Source organism: Nocardia sp. NPDC004711 (assembly GCF_053601595.1).
In genome coordinates, this window is record NZ_JBSGCB010000010.1 from 145,738 (window position 1) to 163,448 (window position 17,711).

Genomic DNA, 17,711 nt, shown 5'->3' on the forward strand with positions numbered 1-17,711 from the left:
GTCGGCGGACATTCCCGGATGGTCTGTCGCGCCCAGATCCTTCAGGAGTTGTACGTGATCAATGGACTGACCATGGATGACTATCCGCTGTCGCTGACCGCGGTGGTGGAACGCGCCGAGCGCTTCCACCACCGAACGAAGGTCGTCTCGCGCCGCCCCGACGGCAATGTCGAGCGGACGACGCTCGGGGCGTGCGCCGTACGCGCGCGCCAACTGGCCTCGGCCTTGGCAGAACTCGGCGTCGACGATGGCGACCGCGTCGCGACGCTGTTGTGGAATCAGGCCGAGCACCTCGAGCTGTACTTCGCGGTTCCCGCGATGGGGGCGGTCGTACACACCCTCAACCCCAGGCTGCATCCCGATGAGCTCGCCTTCATCGTGGAAGACGCCCAGGACCGGGTGATCGTGGTCGACGAATCCCTCCTCGAGGTGTTCGAGAGCTTCCGCCACGCGCACGCATTCGAGCACATCATCTGCATCACCCGCGATGGACCGACGCCGGACGGGATGTTCGACTACGAGACTTCGATCGGCGCCGCGGAGCCGATGGAGTGGCCGATTCTCGACGAACGACGCGCCGCCGCAATGTGTTACACGTCCGGCACCACGGGCCGGCCGAAAGGGGTGGTGTATTCGCACCGGGCGCTGGTACTCCATTCGATGGCCGCGGCACTCCCCGATGCGCTGGGGGTATCGGCACGGGACACGCTGCTGCCGGTCGTGCCCATGTTCCACGCCAACGCCTGGGGTATTCCCTATGCCGCCGCTCTGCTCGGGGCGGGGCTGGTTCTGCCCGGACCGCGGCTGGACTCTGCCAGCGTGCTCGATCTGCTTGCCGCCGAACAGGTCACCATGACCGCGGGGGTCCCGACAGTGTGGATGGCGATGCTCGACGCGCTCGACGCCGAACCCCGACGCTGGGACCTCAGCCGCCTCGATCGGCTGATCGTCGGCGGTGCCGCGGTACCTCGGAGCATGCTCGAGGGATTCGATCGCCACGGTCTGACGGTCGTCCAGGCATGGGGAATGACCGAGACCGCGCCGCTGGGCACCGTCAGCCGCCTCCCTGCTGACCTCCAGGACAGCGAGACGGATGAGCGATACGAGTTCCGGGCAAAGCAGGGAATCGCTATGCCGTTCGTCGACATCCGCGCACGCAACGACTCCGGTGAGTTCATCGAGTGGAACGACCGTGCCATGGGTGAACTGGAAGTACGCGGACCGTGGGTGGCCGCCGCGTATCACAACGGGAAGGGAGCCGACAGTTTCACGCCGGACGGCTGGTTCCGCACCGGGGACATCGTCCGCATCGACCACCGTGGCTGCATCTGTATCTGCGACCGGGCCAAGGACATGGTGAAGTCCGGTGGCGAGTGGATCTCCTCGGTTGATCTGGAGAATCACCTGATGGCGCACCCGGCCGTGGCGGAGGCCGCGGTGATCGCCATCCCGGACGCGCGGTGGGGTGAGCGCCCCTTGGCGGTCATCGCGCTGCGCGACGGTGCGACGACGGATTCCGACCAGTTGCGCGAGCATCTGGCGGCGGAATTCGCCCGTTGGCAACTGCCCGAACGATTCGAGTTCGTTTCCGCGATTCCCCGGACCGCCACGGGAAAGTTCAAGAAAATCGCTCTGCGCGAAGAGTTTTCGGCCGGTCGGCCGTGACCTGAAAACCCACGGGTGGCCGAAGGTCGTCGGACCAGCCGTACCGAGTTGGGGCGTGAGATCACCGCTCCCGCCCCAACACGGTCGACAACGATCGCCGACAGACGATCTCCTCGCCATGGCCCCGCATACGGTGAGAAGACCAGCAGCCCAACGAGATTTGCGGAGAGCCGGATGCGGGGACAACCCGCACGCCCGGCGTGCGCCGTGCGGCTTCGCTCATGTCCCTCGCATAGCGAGGAGGAACGCGGGGGGATTGTTCGTGGTTCGGACCGGCTTTCGTGGACGCGAAAGCCGAAGGGGACCAGAGCATGCCGGTGAAGCGGTATCTTGAACTCTCCCGGTGAGACCGTCACCGCCTACGTGATCGACGCCACCGAGGCTGCGGGGACTTCGCCTCCAAGTCGGCACCACCGGTTCTGCTGGGTATACCCCGGGACCTCAGAGTGCAGCGCCGACGGTGGTCACGACGCCGGCGGCAATGGCAACCGCGGTAACGCCGATGGCGAAGACCCATAGGTCACGCTCCTCGGGCATCGCGGCGCCGGATTCCAGGGCTTGCCGGACCTGCAGCCACCGGCGCAGGCCCACGATCGGCGCGGCGACCGCCAGCAGGATCATCACGGTGCCCAGTAGGGTACGCACCCACCCGGTGCTGAATTCGGGGACCAAGTGCACCATTGCGATCCCACCGGCGAGCAGACCCAGCGAGGTTCGTATCCAGGCGAGAAAGGTCCTCTCACTGGCGAGTGTGAAGCGCTCGTCCGGTCGCGATGTGTGCTCGGCCGGGCCTGTGTCCGTCTCGGCCAGGGACGGGTCTGTCATAGTCGCGTCCTCATGACGCGGCCGGGGCGTGGTCAGATCCATTGCCATTCGAATCGTGGACTTCCTGATTGATGGTCACGTAGTGGCGTCACGGTAGGAGGCTCACGTCGATTTCTCTCGGGGCTCCACGACAACGCTCTGAGCGCCGATTGTCGTCACGTCACAATTCGATCGGCCGGTGATCCGCCGGGCAGTGCGGGCAGCAGCACCGGCAACCCGCCGCTCCAGCGTGTCGGTGTCGATGCTCCGGCCGAGGATCGTTTCGCATGGCGAACGCGATCGAACCTCGGCGCGACCGGAGAGCGTCGAGATCAGCGACAGTGCAGGCGCGACAAGCGCGCTCGCAGAACCTCGCGCAATACCTGCTGTGCAGATGGCTCCCGCGCCGGCAGCCACTTCCATGCCGGCAAAGCCGGCTACCCACGTTTGTGGTGAGGTCACAATCAGTCGCACTTATGTTGGCGCAAGCTCACGAGCGCTCCACATCACACTCGCCCTACGTTGTGGCCATGATCACGCCATCTTCACGGGCCAACCCCTCCGACCTGTCCGGCCGGGTTGTGGCCATCACCGACGCCGGCAGCCGAGTCGGGCGCGAGCTCGCTACGTTGCGCGGCATCGACCGTGACCGCGCGGTGTCCCCGGTCGCTGCCGGGGCCCACATCGCGTACGCGCCGGCCCGGGCCACTACTCCGCCGCTGGCCCGATGAGGTTGCGGAGAAGCTCGCCGTCGTGGCAGAGCGAGCGTGCAGTGACATCGGTTTCGCTTCCGCCCCTGCGGGTTCCGGTATCCGATCGGCTCGAACGCCTGCCGGTGAGTCGCTGGCATCGCGTGGTCTGCGCTCTGGTGGTCGGCGCTTTCATGTTCGAGTTCATCGACCTCTATACGTTCGCGTTCAGCGCGCCGGCACTGATAGTGCACCTCGGGTTCACGGTGCGCGATGTCGGAACCGTTACCGCCGCCGCCGGCATCGGTTCCTTCGTCGGAGCGTTCGCCGGTGGGTGGGCGGCCGGGCGCTTCGGGCGCAAGCCGACACTCGTCGTCTGCCTGCTGATGTTCTCGGTGCCGTCGCTGCTCAACGCCGCAGCCTCGACGCCCGCCTTGTTCCTGGTCCTGCGGTTCCTCACCGGAATCGGGTGTCAGGGAATGACGGTGGTCGGCGCGGTCCTGCTGGCGGAGTTCGTTCCCAGCCGGGTACGTGGTCGTGCCATCGCTTGGGTGATCACGGTCGCCGGAATCGGCCCGACACTGCTCGCGTGGCTCGCGTTCGCCCTGGTGCCCAATGTCGAATGGGGATGGCGACCACTGTATGTCGTCGGCGGGCTGGGACTGTTGCTGGCCTTGCCGTTCCGTCGATACCTACCCGAGTCACCGCGCTGGCTCGAGTCCCGCGGGAACGTGCTCCACGCCGATTCCGTCATGACCGACATCGAAAACGCGGTCCGCGCGGCCGGACACACCATCACACCCCTGCCTGCATCCGCATCCGCCCAGCCCGCCTCCTCCGCCCCGGCAGACAATCGCGGCAGCGGAATTCGCGCACTATTCCGAGAGGGATACGGCAAACGATTCGTCGTCGCCGGAGCATTGTGGATTCTCGGTGTGGTCGCCTTCTTCGGATTCACCGGGTGGCTGTCGACACTGCTGAAACTGAAGGGCTACGACCTCGGTCAGACGACACTTATCACCGCGGTCATCACCACGGTCGGCATATTGGGATTCTTCGCGAGCACGGTGGTGACCGATCGCTGGCAACGCAGGTACTCCCTCGCTGTGGTCGCCGTACTCCTGGGCATCGTCGCGCTGCTGTTCACTGCGGGACAATCCACGGCCTACGTCATGGGAGTCGGTTGCGTGCTCCAGGTCCTTTTCCAGATGATCGCACCACTCACGCAGACATATTCGGTCGAAGTTTTCCCCACCCGCTTCCGATCAATAGGCTCGGGCTGGGTCACCGCATCGGCCCGCCTCGGCAATATCCTCGGCATATTTGCTATCACAGCTATTCTGGATCACTTCGGTATCCCAGCGGTGTTCTATTTCATCGCGGCTCTTCTGTTCATTCTCGCCATGGTCATGGTGTTTTTCGGGGAATCGACGAGGGGCTCCTTGGAACGATCCGGCTCCGATGAAATCGCCGACCGCGAACCCGCGTGAACAGCACATGGCCTGATTCGTTTTCGCCCCCCCTACTGCGCGCCAGCGTTCATTCCAGAATGCCGCGCTCAGCACACACAGACCCATACAACTGCGCTTTTCGCCACCACTGAACGGAGTATCGATCATGGCATTGAATGAATACACGCAGGGCACCGCTTTTCCGGGAACGGTCGGACGCACCATCGACCAATCCAGTCCCGCATGGCCGAGGCCGGTCCGTGCCGCCGCGGACGCACCGAACGTGGTGCTGATCGTGTTCGACGACGTCGGCTACGGGCAGTTGGGGTGTTACGGCAGTCCGATCGCCACGCCCCGCCTCGATGAACTGGCTGCCGACGGCCTGCTCTACAGCAACATGCACACGACGGCGCTGTGCTCACCGTCGCGCTCGTGCATCATGACCGGCCGCAATCATCACGCCAACGGGATGGCGGCGGTCACCGAGTTCGCCATCGGCTATCCCGGATACGACGGGAACATTCCGTTCTCCAATGGGTTCCTGTCGGAGATGCTGCTTGCGCGCGGGTACAACACCTATGCGGTCGGCAAGTGGCACCTGACACCCGCCGACCAGGAATCGGCCGCCGGGCCCTACGACCGCTGGCCGCTGGGGCGCGGCTTCGAACGCTTCTACGGCTTCCTCGGCGGCGACACCAGTCAGTGGTACCCGGACCTGGTCTACGACAACCACCAGGTCGAGCCGGAACGCACTCCCGAGGAGGGCTACCACCTGACCGAGGATTTGGCGGACAAGGCAATCCAGTTCGTCGCCGACGCCAAGCAGGCCGCACCGAACAAACCGTTCTTCCTCTACTTCTGCCCCGCTGCGGCACACGCCCCGCATCACGTGCCCCGAGAATGGGCCGACCAGTACCAGGGCCAATTCGACGACGGCTGGGAGTCGTACCGGGAAACAGTGTTCGCCCGCCAGAAGCAGCTGGGCATCATCCCCGCCGATGCCGAACTGTCCGAACAGGATCCGGACGTGCCGGAGTGGAACTCGCTGAGTCCCGACGCACGCCGGCTGGCAGCCCGGATGATGGAGGTGTACGCCGGATTCCTCACCCACACCGACCACCACATCGGCCGGGTGCTGGACTTCCTGAAGGAAATCGGCGAATTCGACAACACCATCGTCGTCGTGGTTTCCGACAACGGCGCCAGCTCGGAGGGCGGCGTCACCGGCACCACCAACGAGCTGCAGTTCTTCAACAACGCGCAGGAGTCGCTCGAAGAGAGCCTCAGGGACATCGACGAACTCGGTGGCCCCACCACCTTCAACCACTATCCCTGGGGCTGGACCTGGGCCGGCAACACCCCGTTCCGGCGGTGGAAGCGTGAGACCTATCGCGGCGGCACCAGCGACCCGTTCCTCATTCACTGGCCGCGCGGCATCGCCTCCCGCGGCGAAGTACGCACCCAGTACGCACATCTGATCGACATCGTTCCCACCGTGCTCGACCTGCTCGACATCGCGCCGCCGCTGACGATCAATGGGGTCGAACAAGCTCCGCTGCACGGCGTCAGCTTCGCCCACACGCTCGATGACCCTGCCACCCCGACGCACCACCACACCCAGTACTTCGAGATGCTCGGCCACCGCGCCATCGACCACGACGGCTGGCGCGCGGTATGCCCGTGGCCGGGACCGTCGTTCGCGGAATCCGAGCGGCCCTTCGGTACTCCGATCACCGCTCAGGACCTCGCCGACCTCGATGCCGAGCACTGGGAGCTGTACCACGTGGCCAGGGACTTCGCCGAGAACCACAACGTCGCCGCCCAGCACCCCGACAAGCTCGCCGAACTCATCCGGTTGTGGTACGCCGAGGCCGGCCGGTACCAGGTGCTGCCCATCGACGGCAGAGCGGTGGCCCGGCTTTTCGACGAGCGACCCCAACTCACCGAGAACCGCACCCGCTACACCCTGCGGCCCGACACCCAGGCACTCCCGCCGGCAATCGCGCCCAGGCTGTTCAACCGGCCGCACAGCATCACCGCCGATGTGACCATCCCCGGCGACGGGGCGGAGGGAGTGCTGCTGTGCGAAGGCGGCTACACCGGCGGTTGGTCGTTCTACCTGCAACACGGCCGCCTGCACTACGTGCACAACTATGTGCGCAGGTCCTGGCTCACCGTGTCCTCCGAGGAACCGATTCCTGCCGGACGCCACAGGCTCGGCTTCGAGTTCGTACCCACCGGATTCCCTGACTTCACACAAGGTAAGGGTGCACCTGGTCGCGCGTCGCTGTACCTCGACGGCGTTCTTGTCGGCCAGGCCGATTTCCCCGTCACCACACCGGTCATCTTCAATCCGGGCGGCCTGCGCTGCGGTGCCAACCCCGGGTCGGTGGTGACATCGGACTACCGCGCCCCGTTCCGGTTCACCGGCACGTTGCACAGCGTGACCGTCGACATCTCCGGCACCTCGATCTCGGATGCCGCAAGCGAAATGCGCGCGGCCATGGGCCGGCAGTAGCGACCGCGCCCTGAAGGTCACGGGTGTGCTGCTGCATCCGTTCATCACTCCACAGCAGCAGCGGGTGGGCGCGGTCACAGATCCCCGTGCCGCCCGCCTTCGATAGAAGATGAGGAACAAGTCAATGAGAATTCGATGTTCAGCCGTCGGCGCGGCATCCACAGTCGCCGGAATTGTGCTCACAGCAGCAACCGCGACGGCTACACCGGCCGACCCCTCCCCGCCGGTGTCCTATCGCGCTGAACTGACAACCGAACGATCGGTGGTCACCGTGCTCGAGAACGGGAGCTTCGCGCTCGCGGACGACGGCAATGCGGTCTCGGTCCGCGACAACGCAGGGCGCGTCCTGGACTCGATGCCGTTGCAGGTCCGGGTCGACGATCAAACGGTCCCGGTCCGGCAGCAGATCGCTCCCGATGGTCGCACGCTCACCCTGATCCCGGACGTCGCCGCGGTTCGGCGTGACGCACTGAAGCCCGTCGCGTCGCCACTGGAAAATCAGCTCGCGATGAACGACCTCATCAACGGAGTCAGCATCGGCACATCGGTAGGAAGCCTGATCGGCACAGCCATCGGAGCGGTTCTCGGCGTCGGGGTCGGCGTTGCACTCGCAGGCGCGTCGTGCGTGGTGCTGAGCCTCGGATGTGTTGTCGCGGTGCTGCCCATCGTCGCCCTCGTCGGCGGCGTCGGCGGGTTGGCGGGTCTCGTCCTCGGCGGCGGTCCGACTGCCGCGATTGCGCTGTATCAATACATCACCACACTGAACGCCCCACCCGGAACCAGCAAGTACGCACCGGACCTGCGCGGTCACGCCGATGCACCGTCCGCCACACCGGAAGCGGCACGATGACCGGGCGAGAAGATGGGACCCCGGTGTCGCAGCGGGTGTATCTGCTTGCCGCTCTCACGGCGATCGTCGCTGCCGGAATCGCCGCGCAGCCCGCCTGCGCCGATGTACCCACGCCGGTGCCGTACCGCATACACGTCGTGGGCGACAGCGTGGTCACCACAGTCGACAACGCCCGCTTCGCCTTGTCAGAAGACCGTCAGCTGGTCGTATTGCATGATTCCACCGACCAAGCTGTGGAATTCCTGCCGGTGGCCTATTCGATCGGTGGCATGGTTCGCCCTCTCGCGGAGTCGATTTCCGACGACGGGAGCACCCTGACGCTGAGACCGGATATGAATCGCCTCGAGTCTGCACCCCGAACGGTCGCATCACCGTTGGAGGAACAGCGCGCCCTCACCGAATTGGCCAGCTCGCTCACCCGCGGCCCCCTGCTCGGAACAGCGGTGGGGACCGTGGTCGGTGCTCTGGTCGGAGCTGCGATCGGAGCCGCATCGTGCCTCGTCGTCGGCCCGGCATGCATCGCCACCGTCCCCGCGGCAGCACTGGCTTTCGCCGCCGCGGGCGGGCTGGCCGGCACGCTGGTCGGAGGCGGCGTCGCACTGACCGACGGGCTGTGGAAGTACCTCTCGACTGTGCAGTCACCCCCCGGCCAGAGTCCCTACGCCGACCGTGACGGCGTGACCACACCGGACGGTGTCGTCATCCCCGACGCCAACCTGCAGCTGCCGAGCGGATCATCGAGCGGCATCCGCAGCGGGTCGTCCTCCGGTTCGGCACACCACTGACAACAGATGAACGACCGAAAGCCCCGGCGTACCGGCATGCTCCGGCCCACCGACCGTCGCCGGGGCCCATTCGGCGCCCGCGCGGACAACCTCGAAATGTTGGAGTGATGAACGAGTTTTCGAGCACGGTGACGGCGGCCGTGGTGATGTTCGCGAGCACCAATCTCGATGACGCGGTCATGCTTGCCATGCTCAACGTCGCGTCCCGGTCCACTGGGGCGCCGAAGCAATGGGAGATCTGGGCCGGTCAATTTCTCGGCACCGGACTGATGGTGGTTGCGTCCGGGCTGGCGGCAACCGGGCTGCGCTTCGTGCCGCTGCGATGGGTGGGCCTACTCGGCCTGGCACCGTTGGTGCTGGGGATCCGGACGCTGGCCAAGGCCATCCGCGCGCACCGCGGCGTTGATCGGGAGCCGGCCGAAATGGCGACCGGGCTATGGTCGGTGGCCGGGCTCATCCTCGCCAACGGTGGCGACAACATCTCGATATACACCGCGCCGTTCCGCACCATGGGAGTCGCCGACACCGTGCTGACGATTACGGTGTTCGCGATCGGCACTGCGGCGTGGTGCCTGGCCAGCTCATTGCTCGTCTCCCATCAGGGATTGGTGCGCGCACTACAGCGGTTCAGCCGGTGGACCATGCCCGCGGTGTTCATCGGACTCGGCCTCTACATCTTGCATCGGTCAGATCTTCTCGATGCCGTCACGTGAACACCAACGGCCTGCCCATCGACGCGTTCCGCTGCTCCAGCCAGCCGCTGCTGCGCGCGGACTGACCTGTCCCGCACCGGCTTTCGCCGGGGCGGGACGGGATCAGGCGGCCGAGGTCACACGGTAGACGTCGTAGACGCCTTCCACATTGCGGACCACATTGAGCAGGTGGCCGAGGTGCTTGGGGTCGCCCATCTCGAAGGTGAACTTGGAGATGGCGACCCGGTCACCGGAGGTGGTGACCGCGGCCGAGAGGATGTTGACCTTCTCGTCGGCCAGCACCTTGGTCACGTCCGACAGCAGGCGGGTACGGTCCAGGGCCTCGATCTGGATGGCCACCAGGAACACCGACGACGGCGACGGCGCCCACTTGACCTCGATGATCCGTTCCGGTTCCGCGCGCAGCGAATCGGCGTTGGTGCAATCGGTGCGATGCACGCTGACCGCGCCGCCGCGGGTCACGAAGCCCATGATCTCGTCGCCGGGCACCGGGGTGCAGCACTTGGCCAACTTGGAGACCGTCCCCGGCGCGCCCGGAATCTCCACGCCCGCATCGCCTGTGGTGCGCTGACGCGCCGGCACAGTGGACGGGGTGGACCGCTCGGCCAGTTCGTTCTCGACATCGCTGACGCCGCCGAGCTGGGCCATGAGCCGCTGCACCACGTGGTGCGCGGACACCTGGTTCTCGCCGACGGCCGCGTACAGCGCCGAGATGTCGGTGTAGTGCAGCTCGTGGGCGAGCGCGCTCATGGCGTCGACGCTCATCAGGCGCTGCAGCGGCAGGCCCGAACGCCGGACCTCCTTGCTGATGGCGTCCTTGCCCGCCTCGAGGGCCTCCTCGCGGCGTTCCTTGGCGAACCACTGCCGAATCTTGGCCTTGGCGCGCGGGGACACCACGAAGTTCTGCCAGTCCCGGGAGGGTCCGGCGTTCTGGGCCTTGGAGGTGAAGATCTCGACGACCTCACCGTTCTCCAGCTGCCTTTCCAGTGCGACCAGCCGCCCGTTGACGCGCGCGCCGATGCAGCGGTGCCCGACCTCGGTGTGCACGGCGTAGGCGAAGTCCACCGGGGTGGACTTCTGCGGCAGGGTGATCACGTCGCCCTTGGGCGTGAACACGAAGATCTCGGGCGATTTGAGGTCGAAGCGCAGCGACTCCAGGAACTCGGCCGGGTCGGCCGCCTCCCGCTGCCAGTCGAGCAGCTGACGCATCCACGCCATGTCGTCGACTTCGGTGGAGTCGTTGGAGTGCTTGCCCTTGGTCTCCTTGTACCGCCAGTGCGCGGCAATGCCGAACTCGGCGGTCCGGTGCATGTCCTGGGTGCGAATCTGCACCTCCAGGGGCTTGCCGTCCGGGCCGACCACGGTGGTGTGCAGCGACTGGTAGACGCCGTAGCGCGGCTGGGCGATGTAGTCCTTGAACCGCCCGGCCATGGGCTGCCACAGCGAGTGCACGACACCGACCGCGGCGTAGCAGTCGCGCACCTCGTCGCAGAGGATGCGGATGCCGACCAGGTCGTGGATGTCGTCGAAGTCCTTACCCTTGACGATCATCTTCTGATAAATCGACCAGTAGTGCTTCGGTCGGCCCTCGACCACGGCATTGATCCGGCTCGACGCCAGCGTGTTCACGATCTCGGCGCGCACCTTGGCCAGATAAGTGTCACGTGATGGCGCACGGTCGGCGACCAGCCGCACGATCTCGTCGTACTTCTTGGGGTGCAGGATCGCGAAGGCGAGGTCCTCCAGCTCCCACTTGACGGTGGCCATACCGAGGCGGTGCGCCAGCGGCGCTATCACCTCGAGGGTCTCGCGGGCCTTCTTGGCCTGCTTCTCCGGCGGCAGGAAACGCATGGTGCGCATGTTGTGCAGCCGGTCGGCGACCTTGATCACCAGCACGCGGGGGTCGCGGGCCATGGCGATGATCATCTTGCGGATGGTCTCGGCCTCGGCGGCCGCGCCCAGGTTGACCTTGTCCAGCTTGGTGACGCCGTCGACCAGATGGGCGACCTCGGTGCCGAACTCGGCGGTCAGCTCGTCGAGCGAGTACCCGGTGTCCTCGACGGTGTCGTGCAGCAGCGCGGCCACCAGCGTGGTGGTGTCCATGCCCAGCTCGGCCAGGATGTTGGCCACGGCCAGCGGGTGCGTGATGTACGGGTCGCCGGACTTGCGGAACTGGTGGGCGTGCTTCTCGTCGGCGACGTCGAAAGCCCGTTGCAGCAGAGCGAGATTCGCCTTCGGGTACAGCTCCCGGTGCACAGTGGCGAGGGGCTCGAGCACCGGCTTGACGGCGGCGATGCCGCGCTGCCCGGTCATGCGGCGGGCCAGGCGCGCGCGGACGCGACGTGATGCGGAGGTGGGAACGGCGGTGGTGCTGCGAGCGGCGGACTGCCCGTTGGCCGATGGGGTGGCGGACTCACCCTCGGGCGATTGCCCCGAGTTCGCCTGCTCCAGATGCTGTGTCATGCCACCTCCGCTCGCGGCCTCGATCGGAAAACCATATCGGACCGTTCAACCACCCAGATCATCCACTTTAGTCCTGGAATCGGATCCCGACCGGACAGCGATCACCGCCGGTCCGAACAGCTCCGGAGCGATGAACGATACCCGGTCGGGGCCCGGTTTCGCGCCCGCATGGGACCCGGATTGTTCCGGTGTCGGCCGGGCCTCCCTGCTCATTGTTCGCCCGCGCTCTCGACCAGGCCATCCGGGGTCAGTTCCAGCCGCCTGGTCACCCCGATCTCGGTGAGGAACCGCGGGTCGTGACTGACCACGAGCAGCGCGCCCTGGAAGCTCGCCAGCGCCTCGGTGAGATGGGCGAGGCTGGGCAGGTCCAGGTTGTTGGTCGGCTCGTCGAGCAGCAGCAGTTTGGGCGCGGGTTCGGCCAGCAGCAGCATGGCCAGGGCCGCGCGCAACCGCTCACCGCCGGAGAGCGCGCCGGCCGCGACATCGGCGTCGGTGCCGCGGAACAGGAACCGGGCCAGCTGGGCCCGGATCTGTTCGGCCGAGGCGTGCGGCGCGGTGGCCGCCACGTTCTCGAACACCGACCTGGATTCGTCGAAGACGTCCAGGCGCTGCGGCAGCATGCGCCAGGGCACCCTGGGCGACTCCTCCCGGATGCGGTGCAGCAGCGTGGTTTTACCGATGCCGTTGCGGCCGGTGAGCGCGATGCGTTCGGGGCCACTGACTTTCAGCGTCACCGTCAGCCCGCACGGGAGCCGCACCTCGGTCAGCTCGAGCACGTCCTGGCCCGGGTAGAGCCGGGTGTCCGGCAGGTCGACGCGGATCTCGCGGTCGTCGCGCAGCCGGTCCTGCATGTCGGTCAGATGATCCTTGGCCTCCTCGACCTTGCCGATGTGGTTGTTGCGCAGCTTGCCCGCCGCGACCTGGGCCTGGCGTTTGCGCTCCCCCATGACGATCTTGGGTTCGCGCTTCTGGTCCCACATCTTCTGCCCGTAGCGTTGCCGCCGGTCGAGTTTGATGCGGGCCTCGACGAGTTCGCGCGCCTGCTTGCGGACATCGCTGCGGGCCTCCCGGATCGCCGCGCGGGCGGCGTCCTGCTCGAGCTCGATGATCCGCTCGTACTCGCTGAAATTGCCGCCGAAGAGCCGGATCTCGCCCTGCCGCAGCTCGGCGACGGCGTCCACGCGGTCGAGCAGTTCGCGGTCGTGGCTGACGGTGAGCACGGTGCCGGGGAACTGGCCGACGACCTCGTAGAGGCGTTGCCGCGCCACCTGATCGAGGTTGTTGGTCGGTTCGTCCAGCAGCAGGACGTCGGGTTCGCGCAGCAGCTCGGCGACCAGGCCCAGCAGCACGGTCTCGCCGCCGGAGAGGGTGTCGAGCCGCCGATCCAGCTGCGCGACATCCCCTGCGACGTAATGCAATCCGAGCCGTCCGAGCAGTGCCACGGCGCGTTCCTCGATATCCCAGGCGGTGCCCACGGTTTCGAAGTCGGCGTCGGTGCCGGATCCGGATTCGATGCGGTGCAGGGCTTTACGGATCCCGGCCAGCCCGAGCACCGCGTCGACCCGCTGCCCCGCGGCCAATCCGAGGTCCTGACGCAGGTACCCGAACCGCCCCGGAATGCTCACCGAACCGCGTGCGGGGCGCAGTTCGCCGGTGATCAGGCGGAAGAGGGTGGATTTCCCCGCGCCATTGCTGCCGACCAGGCCGAGGTGGCCGGGTCCGAGCTGGGCGTCGAGGCCGTCGAACACTCCGGTGCCGTCGGGCCACGCGAAGGTGAGATCGGAAATGGAAATAACGGGTATTGACATGCGGGCCTCCCCGAGAGTGAGCGAATGCGGCGCGCGATTGCGGGCCACTCGGCGATCACCTCAGAAGAGCAACGGCATGTCTCCGATCGGACGGGAAAAGAACTCGACTACGGTAACCGAGATCAACGAGCCCGTGCAAGAACGTATTTCGTGAGCCGAGTCTCACCGCCGGTCAGCGCGCGGCTCGCGCGGTGCACCGCAGGTAGCCGAGCGCGATCACGGCGAGCAGGGCGGCCAGGCCGTACATGACCGTCGCGCCGTGCCCCAGGGTGATGCCGCCGAGCGCGGTCCCCGCGCCGATGCCGATGTAGATGCAGGAGGCGTTCAACGCCACCACCAGCCCGGACTCCTGCGGCGCGGCCGCGATGAGCCGGTGCTGCTGCGCCGGCGTCTGGCACCAGCTGGCCGCGCCCCAGCCCAGGGCCAGCAGCCCGGCCAGGGCGGGAACATGGGTGTCCGTCGCCGCCAGCACACCCATGCTCGCCAGGGTCGCCGCCATCACCGCGTATCCGGCGGTCAGCACCCGGGTGGCGCCGAAGCGGTCGGTGGCGTAGCCGGACGACAGGTTGCCCGCCACCGCGCCCACGCCGTACAGCATCAGCATCCACGCGGTCGTGGCGGCACCGATTCCCAAGGCCCCCAACGCCGGAACGGCATACGCGTACACGACATATGCCGCCCCCATGCCCAGGACCGTCAGCGGCAGCACGGCCGCCACCGACCGATTGCGCAGCACCGCCAGCCGTTTCGCCAGCGGGACCGCGGGATTGCCGGGCAGCGCCGGCACCCACGCCGCGACACCGGCCGCCGCCAGCAGGCACCCGATCGCGACCCCGGTCAGCGCCGACCGCCAGCCCAGCCAGTGCCCCAGCAGATCACCCAGCGGCACCCCCAGCGCGGTCGCGATGGTCAGCCCGCCGACGACCACCGCCAGCGCCCGCCCGCGCGCCTGCGGCGGCACCAGCGCCGCGGCCACCGCGCCCGCGTTGGGCGTGAAGGCCGCCGCGCCCAGCGCGGCCACGATCCGGGTGGCCAGCAGGATCGCGAATGTCGGCGCGAGCGCCGATCCCAGATTCGCCAGCGCGAGCACCAGCAGCGCCGACACCAGCAGCGCCCGGCGCGGCAGCCGCGCGGTCATCGTGGCCAGCACCGGCGAGCCCAGCGCATAGGCCGCCGCGAACACCGTCACCGCCGCGCCCGCGGTCGCCGTGGACACCCGCAGCGATCCGGCCAGGTCCGGCAGGAACCCGGCCAGGATGAACGAGTCGGTGCCGACGGCGAAGGTGCCCAGCGCCAGGATCAGGGTGCGCCGCAACCCGTTCGGCGCGGCGGCGGCCTCGGCCGTCGACGGCCGGGCAGTAACCGGGATATTATCCATCCCGAATCTCCTTCCGAAAAAACCCGGCGCGGGGCCGGGTCGGTTTCTCGCGAGCGGCGCGACCGCTCAGCCGGTCAGATGTTCATAGAAGCTGCGCGTGTGGGCCGAGGCATTGGCCGGGGCGGCGGCCATCAGGTCGGCCACGGTCTGCGCGGCCAGCTCGCGCCGCCAGGCCAGCTCGGCGCGCCCCATGGCCCGGGCGATGCCGCACGGTTTGGCGAATTCCGTACTCGCCCGGGTGGCTCCGGCCCCGCGGCGGCGAATCTCGGTGCAGCGGAAGGCTTCCGTGCGTCCCTCGACCGCGGAGACCACGTCCATGAGCGTGATGCGCTCGGGTGTGCGGGCCAGCCGATAGCCCCCGCGCGCGCCGGGCGTGGAGTCGAGGATTCCCTCGCGCACCAGCGGTTGCAACCGCTTCTTCAGGTATTCGGGCGGCAGCTCGAAGATCTCGGCCAGGCGGGCGGTGGCGATCGGCGCGTGATCGTCGAGCCAGGCCAGCACCGTGCAGCAGTGCAGTCCCCATTCGACGCCTTCACCCATCATCATGAATAGGGATAATACATGTCCCGGATACCCGGGCCAACCCCGATTCAGCGGCTGATGCGGCGGGCCTTCATGCCGTTCGAGAGCGGCACCTCGGTGACCTTGCCGCCGGATTCGGCGTGCAGCATGCGGCCGCTGCCGGTGTAGACGCCGACATCCGAGGGCCCGCGCGGGCCGAAGGACCCGAACACCAGATCACCGGGTTTGGCATTGAGCAGCTGGACCTCCACGCCCTGTTCCCACTGCTGTTCGGCCGTGCGCGGCAGGCTGATGGTGCTGCCGCTGGCGGCGAATACCGCGGCCGCGGTGAAGCCCGCCTGGTCGAATCCGCCGTCGCTGGGCCCGCCCGGGCCGCCGCCGCCGAAAACGTAAGGGGTGCCGGCCCATTGCTGTCCCGCCGCCACGATCTGCGCTCCCAGATCGGCGTTCGGGTCGGCCTGGAACCGCCCCTCGCTGCCGAGGCTGCGGAATCCGGGCTCGGCGGCCAGGATCCGCGCCACGTACGGCCGCGTCTCGGTGTAGTGCCGGGAGATCTGGTTGGGCATGCCGCCGGAGGCGAGCACCGCGCCCTCGCCGGCGTTGTAGGCGGCGATGGTGAGCGCGGTCAGGTCGCCGGAGACCTTGCCCTCCGACATCCAGCCCTCAATGGTCTTGGCGATGGCGCACATGTAGCGCCCCTGCCCGATGATGGCGTCGGCCGGATCCAGCACGCTGGCATAGCCTTTGCCGTCGGCGTCGATGACGTACGGCTGTCCGTCGGGTGCGAGGGCCTTGGCGGTGCCGGGCATGAACTGGGCGATGCCCTGCGCGCCGTCCGGGGACACCGCGTCGGTGCGGAACCCGGATTCGGCCTGACCCTGGGCGGCCAGCAGCGAGGCGCCGATCTCCGGGCACAGCGAACCCGCGCGGCGGTACCAGATCTCCAGTTCGGGCGGCACCTTCCCGGAGGCGAGATTGCCGCCCGGCGTGCCGAATCCGTTCTCGCAGTAGGGCGTACTGGGTGCGGGGATGCTGCCGCCGGCCAGCCACGGCATGGGGTCGACCTGGTGCCCGCCGGTCAGCCGCCCGCCCGGCACCAGCTCGAAATGCAGGTGCGGGCCGGAGGATTCGCCATTGCTGCCGACGTCGGCGATGTGCTGGCCCATCTGCACGACGTCGCCGGTGTGCACGAAGATGCCGTTCTGGTACATGTGCCCGTACACGGTGGAGTACCGGCGGCCGCTGCCGTCGAGGGAGTCGATGACCACCCAGTCGCCGAAGCCGGATGCCGCGCCCGCGGCCACCACCAGCCCGTCGGCGGCGGCGTAGATCGGCGTGCCCGCGGGGGCCGCCAGGTCGACGCCCATATGGGTGCCGCCGCGCGCACCGAACACGTCGCTGACGGTGAATGTGCCTGCGGCGAGCGGATATTGGTGCCGTCCGGCCCCGGTGAGGCTGCCCGCCTCGTTCACCGTGCCGGGCGCCGCCGCCATGGAGGCATTGGCCGGCGCGAGCTCGGTGGCGGTGGGAGCGGCGTCCTTGATGGTGACCTGGACCCGGTCCAGGTGATTGCGGGCGACGTCGCCGCGGTCGCCGAGCGGGCTCCACTCGGTGCCGGCGGCCGCGCCCGGAGTCCAGCTGCGCTGCTTCCAGATCAGGTAGTCGACCCGGAAGGCGGCGGCGTTCTGCTGCAGGAACGAGACGATGGCGTCGCCCTTGCCCGAGTCCGACCCGACGATGAATTCCACCGAGCGCCCGGCCTTCAGGTCCGGAACGGAATCGTCGTTCACGATGCCGCGCATGTCCATCATGCCGAAGTGGGCCACCGTGCAGCGCAGCACGCGCAGCGCGCCCTCCTGCAGACCGGCCTCGACGGGCGAGCCGGTGGTGGGGCAGTTGGGTTCGGTGCGGGCCGAGGTGACGGCGGGAACGCTGGGTGTGCCCGGGCCGCAACTGGTCTCGCTGGCAGGCAGGATGATGATGAGGACGAGGGTCAGCAGACCCAGCACCAGGGCGACCGCCCCACCTACGAGGACTTTGGGCTTCACGCCCGAACGCTCCCGGC

14 protein-coding genes are annotated in these 17,711 nt (G+C 67.7%); 7 read left to right on the plus strand and 7 right to left on the minus strand.

What is annotated here, in order from left to right; genetic code table 11:
- Positions 1–54 precede the first annotated feature (54 nt).
- Positions 55–1,665, plus strand: a complete 1,611-nt coding sequence (locus tag ACWEKS_RS12275; RefSeq protein ID WP_452340107.1) for a long-chain fatty acid--CoA ligase — start codon at positions 55–57, stop codon at positions 1,663–1,665.
- Positions 1,666–2,106: 441 nt separating this feature from the next.
- Here the strand turns inward: ACWEKS_RS12275 and ACWEKS_RS12280 are convergent, their stop codons facing one another.
- Complete coding sequence (locus ACWEKS_RS12280; protein WP_452340108.1) at positions 2,107–2,490, minus strand: YidH family protein; 384 nt, start codon at positions 2,488–2,490, stop codon at positions 2,107–2,109.
- A 102-nt stretch (positions 2,491–2,592) separates the two neighbouring features.
- The gene (locus tag ACWEKS_RS12285) at positions 2,593–2,892 is read right to left on the minus strand and encodes a hypothetical protein (protein WP_452340109.1); all 300 of its coding nucleotides are present in this window, start codon (positions 2,890–2,892) and stop codon (positions 2,593–2,595) included.
- Positions 2,893–2,999: 107 nt separating this feature from the next.
- Here ACWEKS_RS12285 and ACWEKS_RS12290 point away from each other — a divergent pair, with 107 nt between their 5' ends.
- The 6 genes from ACWEKS_RS12290 (at position 3,000) to ACWEKS_RS12315 (ending at position 9,475) form a co-directional block, all read left to right on the plus strand.
- Positions 3,000–3,200 (plus strand): hypothetical protein, encoded by a 201-nt coding sequence (locus ACWEKS_RS12290; protein WP_452340110.1) that lies wholly within the window; start codon positions 3,000–3,002, stop codon positions 3,198–3,200.
- Between the two features lie 41 nt (positions 3,201–3,241).
- The gene (locus ACWEKS_RS12295; RefSeq protein ID WP_452340111.1) at positions 3,242–4,648 is read left to right on the plus strand and encodes an MFS transporter; all 1,407 of its coding nucleotides are present in this window, start codon (positions 3,242–3,244) and stop codon (positions 4,646–4,648) included.
- 127 nt (positions 4,649–4,775) lie between these two features.
- Entirely contained in the window at positions 4,776–7,127 is a 2,352-nt protein-coding gene (locus tag ACWEKS_RS12300) for an arylsulfatase (RefSeq protein WP_452340112.1), read from the plus strand.
- 175 nt (positions 7,128–7,302) lie between these two features.
- Positions 7,303–7,977 carry a hypothetical protein gene (locus ACWEKS_RS12305; protein WP_452340113.1) on the plus strand — a complete coding sequence of 225 codons (675 nt, stop codon included), beginning with the start codon at positions 7,303–7,305 and terminating at the stop codon, positions 7,975–7,977.
- Complete coding sequence (locus ACWEKS_RS12310) at positions 7,974–8,762, plus strand: hypothetical protein (protein WP_452340114.1); 789 nt, start codon at positions 7,974–7,976, stop codon at positions 8,760–8,762. Before ACWEKS_RS12305 ends, ACWEKS_RS12310 begins: the two co-directional genes overlap by 4 nt.
- A gap of 107 nt (positions 8,763–8,869) precedes the next feature.
- Entirely contained in the window at positions 8,870–9,475 is a 606-nt protein-coding gene (locus ACWEKS_RS12315) for a cadmium resistance transporter (protein WP_452340115.1), read from the plus strand.
- 102 nt (positions 9,476–9,577) lie between these two features.
- Here the strand turns inward: ACWEKS_RS12315 and ACWEKS_RS12320 are convergent, their stop codons facing one another.
- The 5 genes from ACWEKS_RS12320 to ACWEKS_RS12340 form a co-directional block, all read right to left on the minus strand.
- Positions 9,578–11,938 (minus strand): RelA/SpoT family protein, encoded by a 2,361-nt coding sequence (locus tag ACWEKS_RS12320; protein ID WP_452340116.1) that lies wholly within the window; start codon positions 11,936–11,938, stop codon positions 9,578–9,580.
- Between the two features lie 209 nt (positions 11,939–12,147).
- Complete coding sequence (locus ACWEKS_RS12325; protein ID WP_452340117.1) at positions 12,148–13,746, minus strand: ABC-F family ATP-binding cassette domain-containing protein; 1,599 nt, start codon at positions 13,744–13,746, stop codon at positions 12,148–12,150.
- 172 nt (positions 13,747–13,918) lie between these two features.
- A complete protein-coding gene (locus ACWEKS_RS12330) occupies positions 13,919–15,124 on the minus strand; it encodes an MFS transporter (RefSeq protein ID WP_452340118.1) in 1,206 nt (401 codons plus the stop codon).
- Between the two features lie 66 nt (positions 15,125–15,190).
- On the minus strand, positions 15,191–15,670 hold the full coding sequence (locus ACWEKS_RS12335; protein ID WP_452340119.1) for an RrF2 family transcriptional regulator: 480 nt from the start codon (positions 15,668–15,670) through the stop codon (positions 15,191–15,193).
- A gap of 44 nt (positions 15,671–15,714) precedes the next feature.
- Positions 15,715–17,694, minus strand: coding sequence for a peptidoglycan DD-metalloendopeptidase family protein (locus tag ACWEKS_RS12340; protein ID WP_452340120.1), 1,980 nt, complete (start codon positions 17,692–17,694; stop codon positions 15,715–15,717).
- Positions 17,695–17,711: the final 17 nt, after the last annotated feature.